Consider the following 17,682-nt stretch of genomic DNA (forward strand, 5'->3'; position numbering starts at 1 on the left):
CTAACCTCCGGTCGGTGATCCCACCGCCAGCGGCAACTGCACCTTCACCAAGCCCGGATCCTCCGGATCGCGCCCCTGCGTGAAGCCGAGGCGGCGGCAGACCGCCAGCATCGGCCGGTTCTCGGCCAGCACCGAGCCCTCGACATGGCCGATCCCTTCGGAGCGCGCCCAGTCGATCATCAGGCGCATCAGCGCGAAGGCGAGCCCCGTGCCCCGGGCATCGCGCCCCACCGCGATGGCGTATTCGCCGCTCTCGTGGTTGGCGTCGGCGTGGAGCCGCACGGCGCCGAGCATGCGCTCGCCCCCTTGCGCGTCCACCTCGGTCGCCACGAACGCGATGGCGCGGGCATAATCGAGCTGCGTCAGGCGGGCCAGGAAGGCGTGGCTGAAGGCACGCACCGGTCCGAAGAAGCGCAGGCGCAGATCCTCCGGATCGAGCCCCTGGAAGAAGGTCAGGAACAGTCCCTCGTCCTCCGGGCGCACGGGCCGCACGCGGATGGTCCGGTCCTTGAGATTAAGGGTCCGCACCCATTCCGCCGGGTAGGGCCGGATCGCGAAGCGTGGATGGCCCCGCCCATGCCGGCCCCGCTCCGAGCGGCCGATCCGCACCCTTGCATCGAGGGCGAGCACCCCGGTCTCGTCGGCGAGCAGTGGGTTGATGTCGAGCTCGCGGACCTGCGGCAGGTCGGTGGCGAGCTGAGACAGCTTCACCAGCGTCAGCGCGATCGCCGACATGTCGGCGGCCGGCACGTCGCGATAGGCTTCGAGGCGCCGGGCGACCCGGGTGCGGCCGATCAGGTCGCGGGCGAGGATCAGGTCGAGCGGCGGCAGGCCGAGGGCCCGGTCGTCGATCACCTCGACGGCCGTGCCGCCCCGCCCGAACACCACCACGGGGCCGAACACGGGATCCTCCGCGAGGCCTGCGATCAGCTCCCGGCGCTGGCCCCGGCGCACCATGGGCTGCACCGCGAAGCCGGTGACGCGCGCATCCGGGCGCTCGCGCCGGGCCCTTATCAGGATGCTGCGCGCCGCCTCGCGGACATCGGCCTCGCTGGTCAGATCGAGGTGGACCCCGCCGATATCGGATTTGTGCACGATGTCGGGGGAGACGACCTTGAGCGCCACCGTGCCGCCGGCCGCGATGATCGGCCAGGCCGCCGCCGCCGCGGCGTCCTTGTCGGGGGCCAGCGTGATCGGCACGATCGGGATCCCGTAGGCTTCGAGGAGGCCGTTCACCGCGATCGGATCGAGCCACGCCGCCCCGTGGCGCAGGGCGCCCGCGATGATCGAGCGGGCCCGGGCCGTGTCGGGGGAGAAGTCGCGCGGCAGCGAGTCCGGCGTGCGCATCAGGTCGTCCTGCGCCTCGCGGTAGCGGACGAGGTGCAGGAAGCCTTCGATCGCTTCGGAATCCGTCGAGAAATGCGGGAGCCCCGCGCGTGCAAACGCTTCCCGCGCCGCCTCGGCATCGCCCAGGGAGACAGCGAAAAGCGGCTTCTTGCGCGTCTGGCCGGCGCGGACGCGCTTGACCGTGTCGGCGATCGCGTTCGCGACCTCGCCTGCATCCGAGCGCACGGTGGGGACGTGGATCGCCAGCACGGCGTCGCTGACGCGATCCGTGAGGATCGGCTCCAGGGCGGCCGCGAAGGCTGGTCCCGCCGCGTCGATGCCGAGGTCGAGGGGATTGCCGGCCGGGCGCCCTTCCGCCTCGGCGGCATCGGCCATGGTGCCTGCGCGCTCGATCAGCCTGTCGGCGGCCAGCAGGCCGATGCCGCGGCCATTCGACAGGATCGCGAGCCGGTCGCCGGGGAACGGGCGCTGGCGCCCCAGGGTCTCGACGGCGGAGAACATTTCGTCGAGATCCTGCACCGCCAACAGACCGGCCCGCCGGAAGGCCGCGGTGTAGACCGCGTCCGGCCGAGCGAGCGCGCCCGTATGAGTCTCGGGGGCGCGGGTGTCGGGCCGGTGCCGCCCGGCGCGCAGGACCACGACGGGCTTGGCGCGGGCCGCCGCGCGGGCCGCCGACATGAACCGTCGGGCATCCGCGACCCGGTCGAGGCAGAGCAGGATCGCGCGGGTGCGGTAATCGGCGGCGAAATGGTCAAGACAATCGGCTACGCCGATGTCGAGCACGCTGCCCAGCGAGAGCACCGCCGAGAAGCCCGTCCCGTGGCGGGCGCCCCACTCGACGATTGCGGCCGCGACCGTGCCGGATTGCGAGACGAGGGCGAGGTCGCCTGCGGCGGGGGCGTGGGCGAACAGGCTGGCGTTGAGCTTGGCGCCCGGCACGGCGAGGCCGGCGCTGTCGGGTCCGAGCAGGCGCAGGCCGTGCGCGCGGGCGATCCGATGCGCGGTCGGTCCCGGATCGTCCGGGCCGGACCCGAGCCGGGCCGTCAGGATCACGGCGGCACCGGCGCCGGACGCCGCTGCCTGCGCGACGACCTCGGGTACCCGCGGCGGCGGCACGGCGATCAGGACGAGGTCCGGGACGGTGGGCAGATCCGCGATCTGTGGGACGCAGGGCAGGCCGTCCACGAAGTCGTGATCGGGCTGCACCGGCAGGATCGCGCCGGGGAAGCCAGACGCCCGCAAGCCGTCCAGCACGCTACGCGCCACCGAGCCCGCGCGCGCCACGGCGCCGACCAGGGCGATCGCACGGGGCGCCAGCAGCTTGTCGAACCGGTAGGTGCTCACGGGGCTGCCGTCACGGAATCCAATCCCGCGGGCCAGTCGTACCGGCGTGCATGGGGGGTCCCTCGCTCACGTCGGGATCGGGCACGATCCGGAAGGCCCAGGGTCCGACCCTATCGCTTTACCACATGGCGCGGTTGGCCGCGCGGGCAACGTCCAGCGGTTCCGGCCCTGTCACAGTGCGATGAGCCGCTGCCCGGAGGGCTTGCAGATACCCTTCAGATCAAATATCCGGCGCCCTTTGTCCTCGCCAAGACGCCAGCTATGGCCATCTGTAATTTGTTCTTGCCATGAAATTCACATCACAATAGTAACTACGCCACATCTGCCTGTATCGGGCGGCCCGGAAACAGATTCCGATCATCCTGCCGAGTGACGGGCAGAGCCCGGGATCGCCAGGAGGTTTCAAGGAATGGATTCCACGGTCGAAGGGCAGCCGGACTTCCTCACGCTCTCGGTCGACATTGTGTCGGCCTTCGTGAGCAACAACCCGGTCACCCCACCGGAACTGCCGGCGCTGATCGTCAAGGTTCACGCAGTCCTGCACGAGCTGAGCCAGCCCACCTCCGCGCCGGCCGAGGATCTGCGGCCCGCCGTCTCGGTCCGGCGCTCGGTCCAGCCTGACTTCATCGTCTGCCTGGAGGACGGGAAGAAGTTCAAATCCCTCAAGCGCCACCTGCGCACGCACTACAATCTGACCCCGGACGAATATCGCCAGAAATGGGGTCTGCCCGCCGATTATCCGATGGTCGCGCCGAGTTACGCCGCGGCCCGGTCGAGTCTCGCCAAGAGCATGGGCCTCGGCCACCAGCGCCGGAAGGGTTGAGGACGCGTCCGCGTCCACAGGTTTTCAGCCGCGGTTAGGCATCGGGCAAGGGGCGCTTGCGAGGGTCACGAGACCCGTCCGCGCCCCTTGAGACCCGATGCAAGGTAAGCCCAATCCTGTCGCGCGCCTGTTCTGGACGGCCGTGATCGGCGGTCCGTTCGCGCTCTGGTATGGTCCGCCCGCCCTGGCGGCCACGGGGCTCGCGCTGCTGGGCGTGTGGCTGCGCCATCTCGGCCGGCCGCGCCGGTTCCGCGCCCAGGTGCGCCGCATCGCCCGGGCCCACGGGGAGACGCTGGCCCTGCGGCGGCGGCAGGAAAGCTTTCGCGACGCCTACGGCAACTGGATCGAGGACGGCTGGCTGCGCGAGCGCGACTACTTCCTCGACCGCACGGTGCTGCCCCAGATCGGCCCGCGTTACGCCGACCTCGCCATGACCGAGCGGGATCGGATGCTGGCGATCGTCGAGGCCGAGGCGGCGTCCATCGATCTACCCGAGGAAGAAGACGCACCGGCGGACGGGCTCGACTACGAGCGCTACTGCGCCGAGCGCCTCGTCCGGGCGGGATGGCGGGCGCACCGGACCCCGGCGAGCGGCGATCAGGGCGCCGACATCGTGGCGGTTCGCAATGGTCTGCGCCTCGTCATCCAGTGCAAGCGCCTGACCAAGCCCGTGGGCAATGCCGCCGTGCAGGAGGCGGCCGCGGCCCAGCGCTACTGGGCGGGCGACCGCGCCGCCGTCGTCTCGAATGCCGGCTTCACGCCGGCGGCCCGCCGGCTTGCGGCGGCGACCGGGGTGCTGCTGCTGCACCATGACGGGCTCGACGCCATCGACCTCGCGCAAGTGTGATGCAGATGTGATCAGGGCCGGCCAGACCGGGAGCGGATCGCCCCCGGATCGACCTCAAGCGGCCGCGCCTCTTGCGCGCCCGACGCCTTGCTCAGAGCACCTTCAGCAGCGCCTCGGCCCCCGAGGCCTCGGCCTTGGAGGGCGTCTCCTCGACGTTCAAGATCTTCACGACCCCGTCCTCGACGAGCATGGAGTAGCGCTTCGAGCGGATGCCGAGACCGAAGCCCGTACCGTCCATCTCCAGGCCGAGTGCCTTGGCGAAATCGGCATTGCCGTCGGCCAGGAATTCCAGACCCTCGGCGCCGCTCGCCTTCGCCCACGCGTCGAGCACGAACACGTCGTTGACGCTCGTGACCGCGATGGCGTCGACGCCGCGGCCGAGGATCTCATCCTTGTGGGTGACGAAGCCCGGCAGGTGGTTGCGGTGGCAGCTCGGCGTGAAGGCGCCCGGGACGCCGATCACCACCACGCGGCGGCCCTTGAACACGTCGTCGGTGGTGCGGGCAATCGGGCCCTCCGGGCCGCTCACCCGGAACGTGGCCTGGGGCAGATGGTCGCCGACCTGGATCATCGCGGGTCCCTCGTTGCTGCGCATATGCGTTTGCGCGCCTGACCTAGCGTGGTCGGTGGGACCTGTCGAGCAATCCGCCTCCTGACGTGCAGGATGTCCAAGGGCCAATCAGCGATCCGTGACCGGCGCCGCGGGACGCTGGCTGTCCGCCCGCTTCAGTCGATATCGCAGGACGCACGATTTCCGCGGAGGATCCGTCGATTTGGCTCCAGCTTGCGGCTGTCGCTGCATTCCCCGTCGGCGGACCGCTCGTCGGCTTCAGCGCCTTCTGGTTCGCGAGGCGGGGGGCCTGACACGGAGAGGTTCGGAGCTACCTGCCGCGGATTTGTGTCTGTCAGGCCCCAAGGAGCTTGATGAAGGCGGCGCCGGCCCCGAACAGGGCAGCCCCGGCCGTCATACCGGAGAGGGCAACCTGCCAAGGCGCCATGCTGCGGTCGCGCCCGAGCTTGGCAGCTTCGGCTGAGAGCTTGGCCTGCTCCGCAGCCATCTTGGAAGCTTCGGCCGTCATCTTGAACTGCTCGGCGGCGAGCTTCGACTGCTCGGCAGCCAATTTTGATTGCTCTGCGATGAGCTTGTGCTGTTCGGCGACAAATTTGTGCGGCTCTTCGTGAGCCCGCTCAATCCGCGCGCGCTGCTCCTCGATATCGAACGTGGTTAGGGAGGCGGAACCCGCCATGATCGTCGAGCCTCGATTGCCGCCGAACCGAGTGCGACTCGGACCAGCAAAGCCATCTTGCGGCCTAAAGAGAGATGCGAACAAGCTGGGTGGAAGCTTGCTGCGTCTCTTTTGCCCGCTGGACAATGGGAGGGCGCGGCGTAGCATGGCGCCATGGCGTCTCCTCCGCATCGCAAACCGGATCCATCGCCTTCGGCTCCTCAGCGGGAGTCCGGCTCAGCCTCTACGGACGCCGGAAACGCGGCGCCGCGGCAGACATCGCTCTCCGGTCCAGACTTTCTCGACGGGCAGTTCCTCGTGGCGATGCCCGGCATGGCCGATGAGCGCTTCGCCCGCTCGGTGATCTATGTCTGCGCCCATTCCGCAGACGGGGCGATGGGCATCATCGTCAACAAGGCGGCCACCGACATCAGCATGCCGGATCTGCTGGTCCAGCTCGACGTGGCCCCCGAGGCGGACGCGATTCGCCTGCGCGAGCGGGTCGGGCACATGCCGGTCCTGATGGGCGGGCCCGTGGAAGGGCGGCGCGGCTTCGTGCTGCACACTGACGACTTCCACATCCAGCAATCGACGCTGATCATCGACGACGGCATCTGCCTGACCGCCACCGTCGAGATCCTGCGCGCCATCGCGAGCGGCGAAGGCCCGGCCAGCGCCGTGCTGGCTCTGGGCTATGCCGGCTGGCAGGCGGGCCAGCTCGAGAGCGAGATCATGGCCAACGGCTGGCTCAATTGCCCGGCCGATCCCGCGCTGATCTTCAACACGGATCTCGACGCCAAGTACGAGCGTGCCCTGCGCGCCAACGGCATCGATCCCGCCATGCTGTCCATGACCGCCGGGCGGGCCTGACCGACTCCGAGTGCCGGCTATTCCGGAACGGCGTCGCCGCCGCCGGCTGCATCGGGGTTCAGGCCCTCCACCGCTGGCTTCGGCCGGGGCCGGCTACGCGAGACCGCCGCCGCGGTGGGTACCGCGGTATTGGCGCCGAGGCGGGTCGCGAGGGCGAGCGCCCGGTTCTCGGTGAACCGCAGGTGGCAGAAGCCGTGCGTGCCCTCGCGGGCGTAGCTCCGGCAGAACTGCTCCCGATCCGCCGAGAAGGCGGCCTGCTCGGTCACGATCGGCCGCACGTCCTCGCGCCGGGCGCGCTGGGTCATCAGCTTGTAATTGTCGCGCACCGCTTTGTCGGCCGCGCCACGGGCGGTGTCGAACTCGCCGGCCCGTGAAAGCAGGGTGGCGGGGGCCGGCCCCCACAGGCCCGTGGGGGTCGTGGCGCAATCCGCGGCCGAGAAGGTGCAGACCGGGCCGGAGCCCAGCGTCGAGACGAGGATACCGCCCTCGGTCACGTCGAGGCGCAGCGGACACTCCACCCCGGCCGCCTCGTAGCGCGGCACCCCTTCGGGCTTGCCTTCGGAACTCAGCGTGACGGGACTGCCCGCACCGAGCGGCACCGTGCAGGATTCCGTTGGCTGCGAGATCTTGGTCCCCGGGAGCGTGATCCGGGCCGTGACGGCGGCGCCCGTCCGCTCCAGCTTCAGCGATCCGGACATTCCGTTGAGCTGGAGGTCCTGCCCGATCACGCCCTCCTCCGAGGGCGCCTTGAGCACCACCGGACGGGCCGGCGCCGGGGGCGCTCGAGGCGCCTCGGGGGCCGGGGCTTGGCCGGGCTCACCGCCGCCCCCCGGTAGCGGGGCCGGAGGCGCCTCGGGCAGGCCCCGGGGCGGCACCGGAGGCCGTTCGGGCTTGATGCCGAACAGGCGTTCGAAGAAGTTCTGCGCCTGCGCCGGTGGGGCAGCGAGCAGGGCGGGAGCCGCGACGGCGAGCGCCAGGACGGGGAGCAGGGAGCTGCGGGTCGGGCGCATCGGACTCTACGACGAGGACACGAAGTGGTGGGGCCACACGCAACCCCTTGTCGAAGTGTTAACACGCCGTCGATGGCGCGGACGTGGCAGCGAAGCAACAAAATGCAATCACGCCATCCGGAGCAACGGCGGTCGCGGGCGCGATTATCAAGACCTCACAATCTGTTATCGCGGACATACGGGCCCGACCCGGTCGCGCAGGCTTCGCCTTGCGAGCCCGTCCGGGGGTTCTTATATCGCCCTCGACGCGGGATTGCGCGCTGGGTTTCAGCCGTTCACGGCCCTTGATCCGGCCCGGGTCCCATACTCACATCATCTTCGGACACCGCCATGGGCCGAGCTGCTTCGGGGCTCGGCGGTCTGCTTGAACGCGACACAAAGAGGGATCCCACCATGGGTAAAGTTATCGGTATCGACCTCGGCACCACCAATTCCTGCGTGGCCGTCATGGAAGGCACGCAGCCCAAGGTCATTGAGAATTCGGAAGGCGCCCGCACCACGCCGTCCATCGTCGCCTTCACGGATGACGGCGAGCGCCTCGTCGGCCAGCCGGCCAAGCGTCAGGCGGTCACGAATCCAGAGCGTACGTTCTTCGCCATCAAGCGGCTCGTCGGCCGGACCTACGACGACCCGATGACCCAGAAGGACAAGGGCCTCGTGCCTTACCCGATCGTCCGCGGCGACAACGGTGATGCCTGGGTCGAGGCCGACGGCAAGAAGTATTCGCCCTCACAGATCTCCGCCTTCACGTTGCAGAAGATGAAGGAGACCGCGGAGTCGCATCTTGGCCAGCCGGTCACGCAGGCGGTCATCACCGTCCCGGCCTACTTCAACGACGCCCAGCGTCAGGCCACCAAGGATGCCGGCAAGATTGCGGGTCTCGAGGTGCTGCGCATCATCAACGAGCCGACCGCCGCGGCGCTGGCCTACGGCCTCGACAAGAAGAAGGCCGGCACGATCGCGGTCTACGACCTCGGCGGCGGCACCTTCGACGTGTCGATCCTGGAAATCGGCGACGGCGTGTTCGAGGTGAAGTCCACGAACGGTGACACCTTCCTGGGCGGCGAGGACTTCGACAACCGCATCGTCGAGTACCTGACGGCCGAGTTCAAGAAGGAGCAGGGCATCGACCTGACCAAGGACAAGCTCGCCCTTCAGCGCCTCAAGGAGGCGGCCGAGAAGGCCAAGATCGAGCTGTCCTCGGCGACGCAGACCGAGATCAACCTGCCCTACATCACGGCAGACCAGACCGGCCCGAAGCACCTCGCGCTGAAGCTGTCGCGCGCCAAGTTCGAGTCGCTGGTGGACGATCTCGTCCAGCGGACGATCGAGCCCTGCCGCAAGGCGCTCAAGGATGCCGGCGTCTCGGCCTCCGAGATCGACGAGGTGGTGCTGGTCGGCGGCATGATCCGCATGCCGAAGATCCAGGAGGTGGTGAAGTCCTTCTTCGGCAAGGAGCCCCACAAGGGCGTCAACCCGGATGAGGTCGTGGCCATCGGCGCCGCCGTGCAGGCGGGCGTGCTCCAGGGCGACGTCAAGGACGTGCTGCTGCTTGACGTGACCCCGCTGTCGCTGGGCATCGAGACGCTCGGCGGCGTGTTCACCCGGCTGATCGACCGCAACACCACGATCCCGACCAAGAAGTCCCAGACCTTCTCGACCGCCGAGGACAACCAGAACGCGGTCACGATCCGGGTCTTCCAGGGCGAGCGCGAGATGGCAGCCGACAACAAGCTGCTCGGCCAGTTCGATCTCGTCGGCATCCCGCCGGCGCCCCGCGGCATGCCGCAGATCGAGGTGACCTTCGACATCGACGCCAACGGCATCGTCAATGTGACCGCCAAGGACAAGGCGACCAACAAGGAGCACCAGATCCGCATCCAGGCCTCGGGCGGCCTCTCGGACGCGGATATCGATCGGATGGTGAAGGACGCCGAGGCGAATGCCGAGGCCGACAAGAAGCGCCGTGAGCTGGTCGAGGTGAAGAACCAGGGTGAGAGCCTGATCCACGCCACCGAGAAGTCGGTGACCGAGTACGGCGACAAGGTCCCGGCCGCCGATAAGGGCGCGATCGAGACCGCGATGGTTGCGCTCAAGACCGCGCTCGAGGGTGAGGACGTCGAGGCCATCAAGGCCCGCACCACGGATCTGATGCAGGCTTCGATGAAGCTCGGCGAGGCCATGTATGCGGCCAACCAGGCCGCGGGTCCGGATGCCGGTGCCGAGGCGGCGGCCTCCTCCGAGAAGAAGGACGACGTCATCGACGCCGACTTCCAGGAAGTGGACGACAAGGACCAGAAGAAGCGCGCATAAGGGCATGCATGGTTCGCGAACGGGGCCGGAGCGATCCGGCCTCGTTCGCTGTCGTGCGGTCACGGGTTTCGAAAGGGACAAGTCTCTTTCGTGGGTACAGGGCAGAGCCCTGCGGTTGGGGGTGAAACCCCGATGCGTCGGGATATCACCCCGACGCCCCACCAAGGGGCTTGCCCATCGGAAACCCGAATGACGCGTGGATCGGATTGTCCGGAGACGGGGCGGGATGTCGAAGCGGGACTATTACGAGATCCTGGGGGTCGCCAAGACCGCCACGGAAAGCGAGATGAAGGTCGCCTTCCGCAAGCTCGCGATGACCTATCATCCCGACCGCAATCCCGGCGACAAGGACGCCGAGATCAAGTTCAAGGAAATCAACGAGGCCTATCAGTGCCTCTCCGACGGCCAGAAGCGCGCCGCCTACGACCGGTTCGGCCACGCGGCCTTCAGCCAGGGCGGCGCGGGCGGACCCGGATTCGGCAACGAGTTCGGCGACTTCATGTCGGACATCTTCGACAACTTCTTCGGCGACGGCCGTGGCGGCGGCGGTGGCCCAGCCAGGGGCCGGGGCGGAGCGCCGGGCCGCGAGCGCGGGGCCGACCTGCGCTACAACCTGGAGATCACGCTGGAGGAGGCCTACGCGGGCAAGGCCGAGACCATCAAGATCCCGACCTCGGTGACCTGCGAGGCCTGCGACGGTTCGGGCGCCAAGCCCGGCTCGAAGCCCCGGACCTGCCAGACCTGTGCGGGCTACGGCCGGGTGCGGGCCGCCCAGGGCTTCTTCGCCATCGAGCGGACCTGCCCGAACTGCCACGGCCGCGGCGAGATCGTCGACGATCCCTGCACCTCCTGCCAAGGCGCGGGCCGGGTCAACCGCGAGCGCACGCTCTCGATCAACGTGCCGGCCGGTGTCGATGATGGGTTGCGCATCCGGCTGTCCGGCGAGGGCGAGAGCGGGTTGCGCGGCGGACCGCCGGGGGATCTCTACGTCTTCCTGTCGATCAAGCAGCACGAGTTCTTCCAGCGCGACGGGGCCGATCTGTTCTGCCGAGTGCCGATCTCGATGGTCACGGCCGCGCTTGCGGGTGAGATCACTGTGCCGGTGATCGACGGCACGCAGACCCAGGTGCGGATTCCCGCCGGCACACAGACCGCCAAGCAGTTCCGCATCAAGGGCAGGGGCATGCCGGTGCTCCGCTCTCGGGAGGTCGGCGACCTCTACATCCAGGTCTTCGTCGAAACCCCGCAAAACTTGACCAAGCGCCAGCGCGAACTCCTGCAGGAATTCGATCAATCGGCCTCGCCGGAGAATCATCCGGAGTCTGCGGGCTTCTTCTCGAAGGTTCGGGACTTCTTCGGCGGCGCGGTCCGTCCGTGAGGGCGGATCCGAACGGCCCGCCGGCCTGTTATGCAACCGGCCGGCGTGGCTTGCGTACCCTAGGCGCCGTTGCAGCTTGACTGTAAGACAGCGGCGTCGATAGCCTTTCATTCTTATTCGGCATCAAGGAATCCAGGACTTGCCGCCGCTCCGCCGTCCTACCGCGAAGGCTCCCGTCCCCCGGAGCGCGATTTTCGGGCCGCGGCGCGACCCCCTGGAGGACGAGGCGCGGTTCCTACGCTCTTGGCTGGAACGCCCACTCGTCACCGGCGCGGTGACGCCGTCCGGCAAGATGCTGGCCCGCACCATGGCGGCCTATGTCGATCCGCGTCGCGAGGGTCCGGTGGTCGAGCTCGGCCCCGGCACCGGTCCGGTGACCGAGGCGCTGATCCGGCGGGGCATCGCCCCTGAGCGGCTCATTCTGGTCGAGTTCAACCCCGATTTCTGCAAGCTCCTGACCCGCCGCTTCCCCGGTGTAACGGTGATCCGAGGCGATGCCTACGACATGCGAGCGAGCCTGCGGGACGCGCTGACGGAGCCCGCCGCGGCCACGATCTCGAGCCTGCCTCTGTTCACCAAGCCCCTGGAGCAGCGGCTCGACCTGCTCAACACGGCCCACGACCTGATGCAGCCGGGGGCGCCGTTCGTGCAGTTCACCTACGCGGTGGTGCCGCCGATCCCGGCCCGCTGCGAGGCCGGCAGCTACACGGCCGACCGTTCCAACAGGGTCTGGTTGAACCTGCCGCCGGCTCGGGTTTGGGTCTACCGCCGGCCCTGAGCTGAACACGGCCTGAGCGAGCAGCTCACATTCGCGTCAACTGCCGGGTGTCAGACCTGAGCCATAGCCGGTCGCGGTACCGCGACCCGCGTGGAGCAGGAGAACACCGATGTTCACCAAGACCGCACGCACCCGCTTGGCCGCCGCCCTGGCGGTCGGGGGACTGGCCATCGCAGCCCCCGCCATGGCGGCGCCCCTCGGGATCGATTCCGGATTGCGCCAGGGCGCCAGCGATGTCGTGACCGTTCAGTACGGGTACGGCTATGGGCCGCGTCATCACGGCTGGCGCGATCAGGGCGGCTTCGGTCCGCGCCATCACCATCACGGCGGCTGGGGCCGCGGTCGTCATGACGGCTGGGGAGGCCCGCGGGGCTTCGGTCCGCGCCACCATCACCACGGCGGCTGGGGCCACCGCCACGGCTACGGCCGCTGGTAAGTTAGCGCTGCGCCCGCTCGTAAAAGTCGTGCCCCTCGCGGCACGGGAACTTTCCCTCCCCCTTTGCGGGGGAGGGAGGAACACAAGCGCTGCTCAAAGCGTCGTCCTGTCCTGAAACTCGACGGCCGGCCTTCGACAGCAGGCCCTACAGCGCGATCTGCTCCCGGACCGCCACGTCCGGGTTCGAAGCGCCGCAGGTCGGCAGGCTCTCGACCGGGCCGTGGACCGCCGAGGTCGTCGCCGACAGGTCGTGGTAGCAGACGCAGCCCTCGGCGAAGTAGTGGTGCACGAGCGCCTTGCGCGACCGCTGAATATCGGCTCGGGCCGAGCCGCCATGCAGCAGATTCGCGTGCCAGAACAGCACGTCGCCCTTGCGGGCCGTGAAGTATTCCGGCTTGGCCCCGTGGTCCTGGATCTCGCGCTGGGATCGCCGGCTCGTAGTGCTCGACATAAGCGCCGTAGCCGCGCTGTTGAAAATCCTCCGGCGAGATGCCGACATCGTGGCTGAACAGGTACGGCAGGCGGTGGGTGCCGGGATAGTAGACCAGCGGCCCCGAATCCGCGTGGATGTCCTCCATGGCGATCCAGCAGGCGGCGAGGTAGCCGACCGGGTAGGTCGTCATGTGGATCGAGTCCGAGTGTTCGGCCTGCTGGCTGCCCTTGTGGGACGCGATGGTCTGGAACGGGATCGCGGGGCGACCCAGCACCATGCTGCTGAAGTTGACCAGCACCGGATGCTTCAGGAGTTGGCCGATCTCTTCGACCTTCAGGTGCGGATTGAGGTAGCGGCCGGGATGCGGATCGTCCTCGCCGGCCTTTTCGGGGGCGAGGGTCACGTCGCCCCGGGCGATCGCAGCCTCGTAGGGGCCCCAGGCCTCGTCGATCGTGTCGGCATCGATGGCGCCGCGCAGGACGTAGTAGCCGTGCTCCTCCCAGGACCGGCAGATCTCGGCCTGCCGGGGCGTGATCTCCCGCCGCGCGACGCGCCGCGTGATGATCTCCTGCGCGTCCGGCTGGTCGAGCCACGGGCTGGGCCCGGATTCCGGAAAGTTCTCGGCCCGGAACACCTTGATTCAGCCGATATCGACCGGGACGTCGGCATCGACCACGAAGGGAGTTGGCGGCGGCGGCGCGTTAGGATCCCGTCCGGAATCTCGGTTTGATCGCGTCAGCGCGCGGGCAAGGTCCGCGACACGGCGGAACGGTCGAGCCATCATATCCTCCGCCCAACGGGCAGTGCTGCCGCATCTGCGGCGCGGGATCTACGCGACGCGTGCGACTTGCCGACGGACGTCACAAAGCTTCGCGGCATTCGTGAGACCGACCGAGCCGACGCTCGCATCGGCCGCTGCCTCAGGGCGCGATCGTCCTCGTACCCCGCACGGATCCGAGGATCGGCGGCCGTTCGGCAGGTGCCTCGCCCATCCGGTAGGCCGCGCGAAGGGCCGCCTCCGCCCGATCGGCGGCGGCCTCGTCGGCCGCGTGGACGATCCCGAGCAGCCCCCCGGACGATCCCGGTTCGGCGAGATCCGTGAAGCCGACCCGGGGGTCGATGGTATCCTCGGGGCGGGTGCGTCCGCCGCCGAGCCCGATCACCGCCAAGCCGATATCCCGCGTGGCAATAGCCGCTACCGTCCCGGCCTGATGGACGGGCCGCCGCACGGGCGCGGCGGGCAGATGTCGTTCAGGCTCGTCGAGCAGGTCCGCCGGGCCGCCCAGTGCCGTGACCATCTCGGCAAAGATCTCGGCCGCCCGACCTGAAGCCAGGACGGCTTCGAGCCGCTCCGCCGCGCCGGCCGCGTGCCGCGCAAGCCCCCCGGCCACGAGCATCTCGGAGGCCAGCGCCAGCGTGACCGCATGGAACCGTGGCTCCCGGAGCAGGCCCTTCAGGTAGTCGATCGCGTACACGACCTCGACGACGTTGCCGGCGGCACTGGCGAGCGGCGCATCCATGTCGGTGATGAGCGCCATCGTGCGCAGGCCCGCCCCCTCCGCTACCGTGACGATGCTCCCGGCCAGCGCCTCGGCTTCGGGCAGCGTCGCCATGAAGGCGCCGGAGCCCTGCTTGACGTCCATCACCAGCCCATCAAGCCCGGCGGCGAGTTTCTTAGACAGGATCGACGCGGTGATGAGGTCGAGCGACTCGACCGTGCCGGTGACGTCGCGGATCGCGTAGAGGCGCCGGTCGGCCGGGGCGAGATCGGCGGTCTGGCCGATGATCGCGCAGCCGACATCCCGGACGACCTTGCGGAACGCGTCGAGCCCCGGCGTCGCATCGTAACCCGGGATGCTGCCGAGCTTGTCGAGCGTCCCGCCGGTATGGCCGAGGCCACGCCCCGAGATCATCGGCACGTAGCCCCCGCAGGCCGCCACCATCGGAGCCAGGACGAGGCTCACCGTGTCGCCGATGCCGCCGGTGGAGTGCTTGTCGAGCACCGGGCCCGGCAGCGCCCAGCTCAGCACCGTGCCCGAATCCGCCATGGATCGGGTGAGCGCCACCCGCTCGGGCAGCGCGAGGCCGCGGAAGAACACCGCCATGGCGAAGGCCGCCGCCTGCCCCTCCCCAACGGTGCCGTCCGTGAGGCCCTGGATGAAGGCCCCGATCGCGTCCGGATCGAGCGGCAGGCCGTCGCGCTTGGCCCGGATGATCTCCTGCGGGAGCCGCATGTCAGAGGTCTCGCGCTTGAACCAGTGTGCCGTACAGGCTGCTCGCCCCGAGCCGGAAGGTTTCTGGAGTCACCCAGTCGGATCCCATGATCCGGTCGGCGAGCGCGAGATAGGTCGCGGCGTCGGCGACGCCGCGCAGGCCGCCCGACACCTTCAGGCCAGCGGGGCGGCCGCTCGCCCGAATCTCGGTCAGCATCAGTTCGGCGGCCTCCGGGGTGGCCGAGACGGAGCTCTTGCCCGTGGAGGTCTTCAGGAAATTGGCACCCGCCTCCAAGGCGAGCCGGCTCGCCGCCCGGATCGTCTCCGGATCGCCGAGTTCACCCGTCTCCAGGATCACCTTGAGGGTGGCCGTGCCGCAGATGTCGCGCACCGCCTCGACCATGTCGCGGGCCAAAGCCGCATCGCCCCGCTGCAGGGCGCGGTAGGGCAGGACGAGGTCGATCTCGTCCGCGCCGTCGCGCAGGGCCTCGGCCGTATCGTCGGTCGCCCGAGCGCAATCGTGACCACCTTCGGGGAAGTTGATCACTGTGGCGATCCGGATCCCGGTGCCAGCGAGCGCCCGCCGGCCCTGGGTGACGAAGCGTGGCCAGACGCAGATCGCCGCCACGGGGCCGACCTTCGCATCCCGGCACAGGACGTCGATCTTCGTCTCGGTGCAGGTCTCACCGAGGTCGGTGAGGTCGAGGAGCGGCAGCGCCCGGCGGGCGACCGCGCCGGTTCCGGGATCGGTCATGGCGTGTCTCCAACGGGCAGGCCGGCCACGAAGGCCCGGATCAGGCGGCCGAGCGCCGCCGCGGCCCGGGCCGCCACCGCCTTCGTCTCCGCATGGTGCGGTGCCCCCCCGGCGATCCCGGCGGCGAGGTTGGTCACCACGGAGACCGCCGCCACCGGCAGGCCGAGGAACCGGGCCAGGATCACCTCGGGCACCGTCGACATGCCGACTAGGTCGGCCCCCAGGATGCCGGCCATCCGGACCTCGGCGGGCGTCTCGAAGCTCGGGCCGGAGAACCACGCGTAGACCCCCTCCCCCAGCGGGACGCCGCAGGCGCTGGCCGCCGCGTGCAGGCGCGCGCGCAGGTCGAGGTCGTAGGCGTCGGTCATCGGCACGAAGCGGGCATCGCTCGCCTCACCGATCAGGGGGTTGAGGCCGGACAGGTTGATGTGGTCGGCAAGCAGGACGAGGCTGCCGGGGCCCACCGCCGGCCGCAGCGACCCGGAGGCGTTGGTGAGCAGCAGCCGCCGGGCCCCGATTTGCCGGGCGCAAGTAAGCGGCAGGCGCATCACCGCTGGGTCGCCCCGCTCGTAGGCGTGCGCCCGCCCCTCGAAGACCAGGACAGCCCGCCCCCCCAGGGACCCACGGTGCAGCCGCCCGGCATGGCCGCTGACTCCCGCTCCCGGGAAGCCGGGAATCGCTGCGTAGGCGAGGGAGACGGCATCCTCCAGGCTCCCCGCGATCCCGCCAAGGCCCGTGCCTGTCACGAGGGCGCAGGCGTAGTCCCCCGCGAAGCCCGCAGCGTGCAGCGCGTCGAGGGCGGCGGCCTCACTCACCGAGTGTCTCCGGTCCGAAGGATTCCGGCAGCAGCTCGGCGAGGGTGAAGGTTCTGGCGATGCCGTCCGGCGTGGCGGCGTGGATCGGCGTGTCCGGCCCCGCGAACTCACGGATGCGCTGGCGGCAGGCGCCGCAGGGCGTCACCAGGCCCGCGCCGTCGCCACAGACGAGGATCTCGGTGATGCGCAGCCCGCCGCTCGCCACCATGGCGGCAATCGCGCCGGCCTCCGCGCAGGTGCCGACCGGATAGGCGGCATTCTCGACGTTGCAGCCGGCATGGATGGTGCCGTGCTCGTCCCGGAGCGCCGCTCCGACGCGGAAGCGGGAATAGGGCGCATGCGCCCGCTCGCGGACATCCCGGGCGGCCGCCAGCAGGGCCGCCCCATTGTCCTCCACCCGTGCTGAATCCGTAGCCTGCATGACCAATCTTTGGCACCCGCTGGGGCGGAATGTCGAGGGTCATGGCGGGCCGGGATTCGGCATCGCAGCGGGTGCGGGTCCCAGCTTTGTGCGGGCCACGGCTTCACGATATGTACAGCATCCTGTACAGGTGCTTGCGGGCGGATGAGCCAGGTCAGCTACACCGAGTTCCGTGCCCACCTCGCCACGTATCTTGATCGTGTTGAGGAAGATCGGGCAGAGCTGATCGTGACTCGGCAGAACCGCCCGGACATCGTGGTACTGCCGCGGGCCGAGCTGAACAGCATCCGCGAGACGCTGCACCTGCTTTCGACGCCAGCGAACGCCAAGCGCTTCCTCGACAGCGTCGCACAGCTCGATGCCGATGCCGGTACCGAGCATGACCTCATCGAGCCGTGAAGCTCGTCTGGTCGGCGAACGCCTGGGAGGATTACCTGCACTGGCAGGCGACCGACCGGGACACGCTCGTCCGCATCAATGACCTGATCACGGTCAGCATGCGCACGCCGTTCGCGGGTATCGGGAAGGTCGAGCCTTTGAGAGGCAATCTCAAAGGGTGGTGGTCACGCCGGATCACGGGGGAACATCGTCTCGGCTACCGCGTGAAGGGCGTCGGGGACGACCAAGTCCTCGAGATCGCCCAATGTCGCTGGCACTACGACAGCTGAGGCGGC

The 17,682-nt window shown here is 69.4% G+C and carries 18 protein-coding genes and 1 pseudogene; 9 read left to right on the forward strand and 10 right to left on the reverse strand.

The features are described from left to right. Positions 1 to 2,691 (reverse strand): bifunctional acetate--CoA ligase family protein/GNAT family N-acetyltransferase, encoded by a 2,691-nt coding sequence (locus OXS27_RS16930; RefSeq protein WP_267357693.1) that lies wholly within the window; start codon positions 2,689 to 2,691, stop codon positions 1 to 3. Positions 2,692 to 3,100: 409 nt separating this feature from the next. On the opposite strand from OXS27_RS16930, the gene OXS27_RS16935 reads away from it, so the two are divergent. Both OXS27_RS16935 and OXS27_RS16940 read left to right on the forward strand, forming a co-directional pair. Next, positions 3,101 to 3,514, forward strand: a complete 414-nt coding sequence (locus OXS27_RS16935) for a MucR family transcriptional regulator (RefSeq protein ID WP_243919140.1) — start codon at positions 3,101 to 3,103, stop codon at positions 3,512 to 3,514. A 97-nt stretch (positions 3,515 to 3,611) separates the two neighbouring features. Beyond that, complete coding sequence (locus OXS27_RS16940) at positions 3,612 to 4,361, forward strand: restriction endonuclease (RefSeq protein ID WP_267357695.1); 750 nt, start codon at positions 3,612 to 3,614, stop codon at positions 4,359 to 4,361. A 91-nt stretch (positions 4,362 to 4,452) separates the two neighbouring features. Here the strand turns inward: OXS27_RS16940 and OXS27_RS16945 are convergent, their stop codons facing one another. Together OXS27_RS16945 and OXS27_RS16950 are read right to left on the reverse strand one after the other, a co-directional pair. Next, on the reverse strand, positions 4,453 to 4,932 hold the full coding sequence (locus OXS27_RS16945; protein WP_243919143.1) for a peroxiredoxin: 480 nt from the start codon (positions 4,930 to 4,932) through the stop codon (positions 4,453 to 4,455). Between the two features lie 334 nt (positions 4,933 to 5,266). Further along, positions 5,267 to 5,608 (reverse strand): hypothetical protein, encoded by a 342-nt coding sequence (locus OXS27_RS16950; RefSeq protein WP_267357697.1) that lies wholly within the window; start codon positions 5,606 to 5,608, stop codon positions 5,267 to 5,269. A 153-nt stretch (positions 5,609 to 5,761) separates the two neighbouring features. Here OXS27_RS16950 and OXS27_RS16955 point away from each other — a divergent pair, with 153 nt between their 5' ends. Beyond that, positions 5,762 to 6,457, forward strand: a complete 696-nt coding sequence (locus tag OXS27_RS16955) for a YqgE/AlgH family protein (protein WP_267357699.1) — start codon at positions 5,762 to 5,764, stop codon at positions 6,455 to 6,457. A 17-nt stretch (positions 6,458 to 6,474) separates the two neighbouring features. Here OXS27_RS16955 and OXS27_RS16960 read toward each other — a convergent pair whose 3' ends face one another. Further along, positions 6,475 to 7,467, reverse strand: a complete 993-nt coding sequence (locus OXS27_RS16960; RefSeq protein ID WP_267357701.1) for a hypothetical protein — start codon at positions 7,465 to 7,467, stop codon at positions 6,475 to 6,477. A gap of 393 nt (positions 7,468 to 7,860) precedes the next feature. On the opposite strand from OXS27_RS16960, the gene dnaK reads away from it, so the two are divergent. The 4 genes from dnaK to OXS27_RS16980 all read left to right on the forward strand — a co-directional run bounded on the left by dnaK (position 7,861) and on the right by OXS27_RS16980 (position 12,372). Next, positions 7,861 to 9,780, forward strand: coding sequence for a molecular chaperone DnaK (gene dnaK / locus OXS27_RS16965; protein ID WP_243919146.1), 1,920 nt, complete (start codon positions 7,861 to 7,863; stop codon positions 9,778 to 9,780). A 226-nt stretch (positions 9,781 to 10,006) separates the two neighbouring features. Next, positions 10,007 to 11,158 carry a molecular chaperone DnaJ gene (gene dnaJ, locus OXS27_RS16970; protein WP_267357704.1) on the forward strand — a complete coding sequence of 384 codons (1,152 nt, stop codon included), beginning with the start codon at positions 10,007 to 10,009 and terminating at the stop codon, positions 11,156 to 11,158. Positions 11,159 to 11,297: 139 nt separating this feature from the next. After that, positions 11,298 to 11,936 (forward strand): rRNA adenine N-6-methyltransferase family protein, encoded by a 639-nt coding sequence (locus OXS27_RS16975; protein ID WP_243919150.1) that lies wholly within the window; start codon positions 11,298 to 11,300, stop codon positions 11,934 to 11,936. A 109-nt stretch (positions 11,937 to 12,045) separates the two neighbouring features. Then, complete coding sequence (locus OXS27_RS16980; RefSeq protein WP_243919151.1) at positions 12,046 to 12,372, forward strand: hypothetical protein; 327 nt, start codon at positions 12,046 to 12,048, stop codon at positions 12,370 to 12,372. Between the two features lie 145 nt (positions 12,373 to 12,517). Here the strand turns inward: OXS27_RS16980 and OXS27_RS16985 are convergent, their stop codons facing one another. The 6 genes and pseudogenes from OXS27_RS16985 to OXS27_RS17010 all read right to left on the reverse strand — a co-directional run bounded on the left by OXS27_RS16985 (position 12,518) and on the right by OXS27_RS17010 (position 17,008). After that, positions 12,518 to 12,823: a hypothetical protein gene (locus OXS27_RS16985; protein WP_267357825.1), complete on the reverse strand. Its 306-nt coding sequence runs from the start codon at positions 12,821 to 12,823 to the stop codon at positions 12,518 to 12,520. A gap of 127 nt (positions 12,824 to 12,950) precedes the next feature. After that, positions 12,951 to 13,439: pseudogene (locus OXS27_RS16990) on the reverse strand (phytanoyl-CoA dioxygenase); the annotation flags it as partial. Between the two features lie 286 nt (positions 13,440 to 13,725). Continuing rightward, complete coding sequence (deoA, locus tag OXS27_RS16995) at positions 13,726 to 15,039, reverse strand: thymidine phosphorylase (protein ID WP_267357707.1); 1,314 nt, start codon at positions 15,037 to 15,039, stop codon at positions 13,726 to 13,728. 1 nt (position 15,040) lies between these two features. Further along, positions 15,041 to 15,772, reverse strand: coding sequence for a deoxyribose-phosphate aldolase (gene deoC, locus OXS27_RS17000; RefSeq protein ID WP_267357709.1), 732 nt, complete (start codon positions 15,770 to 15,772; stop codon positions 15,041 to 15,043). Continuing rightward, positions 15,769 to 16,587 (reverse strand): purine-nucleoside phosphorylase, encoded by an 819-nt coding sequence (locus OXS27_RS17005; protein WP_243919164.1) that lies wholly within the window; start codon positions 16,585 to 16,587, stop codon positions 15,769 to 15,771. Before OXS27_RS17005 ends, deoC begins: the two co-directional genes overlap by 4 nt. After that, a complete protein-coding gene (locus OXS27_RS17010; protein WP_243919166.1) occupies positions 16,580 to 17,008 on the reverse strand; it encodes a cytidine deaminase in 429 nt (142 codons plus the stop codon). The genes OXS27_RS17005 and OXS27_RS17010 overlap by 8 nt, the downstream gene beginning before the upstream one ends. 144 nt (positions 17,009 to 17,152) lie before the next feature. On the opposite strand from OXS27_RS17010, the gene OXS27_RS17015 reads away from it, so the two are divergent. Then, complete coding sequence (locus OXS27_RS17015) at positions 17,153 to 17,407, forward strand: type II toxin-antitoxin system prevent-host-death family antitoxin (protein WP_243919168.1); 255 nt, start codon at positions 17,153 to 17,155, stop codon at positions 17,405 to 17,407. Further along, positions 17,404 to 17,676: a Txe/YoeB family addiction module toxin gene (locus OXS27_RS17020; protein WP_243919169.1), complete on the forward strand. Its 273-nt coding sequence runs from the start codon at positions 17,404 to 17,406 to the stop codon at positions 17,674 to 17,676. Before OXS27_RS17015 ends, OXS27_RS17020 begins: the two co-directional genes overlap by 4 nt. Positions 17,677 to 17,682: the final 6 nt, after the last annotated feature.

Origin of the sequence: Methylobacterium sp. GC_Met_3 (genome assembly GCF_026540775.1) — a bacterium.
In the GTDB taxonomy this organism is placed as follows: domain Bacteria; phylum Pseudomonadota; class Alphaproteobacteria; order Rhizobiales; family Beijerinckiaceae; genus Methylobacterium.

Bases quoted from the DNA above. Each gene is read 5' to 3' on its own strand.
- OXS27_RS16935 (WP_243919140.1), top strand. From the start codon at position 3,101: ATGGATTCCACGGTCGAAGGGCAGCCGGACTTCCTCACGCTCTCGGTC.
- OXS27_RS16940 (WP_267357695.1), top strand. From the start codon at position 3,612: ATGCAAGGTAAGCCCAATCCTGTCGCGCGCCTGTTCTGGACGGCCGTG.
- OXS27_RS16945 (WP_243919143.1), bottom strand. From the start codon at position 4,932: ATGATCCAGGTCGGCGACCATCTGCCCCAGGCCACGTTCCGGGTGAGC.
- OXS27_RS16950 (WP_267357697.1), bottom strand. From the start codon at position 5,608: ATGGCGGGTTCCGCCTCCCTAACCACGTTCGATATCGAGGAGCAGCGC.
- OXS27_RS16955 (WP_267357699.1), top strand. From the start codon at position 5,762: ATGGCGTCTCCTCCGCATCGCAAACCGGATCCATCGCCTTCGGCTCCT.
- OXS27_RS16960 (WP_267357701.1), bottom strand. From the start codon at position 7,467: ATGCGCCCGACCCGCAGCTCCCTGCTCCCCGTCCTGGCGCTCGCCGTC.
- dnaK (WP_243919146.1), top strand. From the start codon at position 7,861: ATGGGTAAAGTTATCGGTATCGACCTCGGCACCACCAATTCCTGCGTG.
- dnaJ (WP_267357704.1), top strand. From the start codon at position 10,007: ATGTCGAAGCGGGACTATTACGAGATCCTGGGGGTCGCCAAGACCGCC.
- OXS27_RS16980 (WP_243919151.1), top strand. From the start codon at position 12,046: ATGTTCACCAAGACCGCACGCACCCGCTTGGCCGCCGCCCTGGCGGTC.
- OXS27_RS16985 (WP_267357825.1), bottom strand. From the start codon at position 12,823: ATGTCGAGCACTACGAGCCGGCGATCCCAGCGCGAGATCCAGGACCAC.
- deoA (WP_267357707.1), bottom strand. From the start codon at position 15,039: ATGCGGCTCCCGCAGGAGATCATCCGGGCCAAGCGCGACGGCCTGCCG.
- deoC (WP_267357709.1), bottom strand. From the start codon at position 15,772: ATGACCGATCCCGGAACCGGCGCGGTCGCCCGCCGGGCGCTGCCGCTC.
- OXS27_RS17010 (WP_243919166.1), bottom strand. From the start codon at position 17,008: ATGCAGGCTACGGATTCAGCACGGGTGGAGGACAATGGGGCGGCCCTG.
- OXS27_RS17015 (WP_243919168.1), top strand. From the start codon at position 17,153: ATGAGCCAGGTCAGCTACACCGAGTTCCGTGCCCACCTCGCCACGTAT.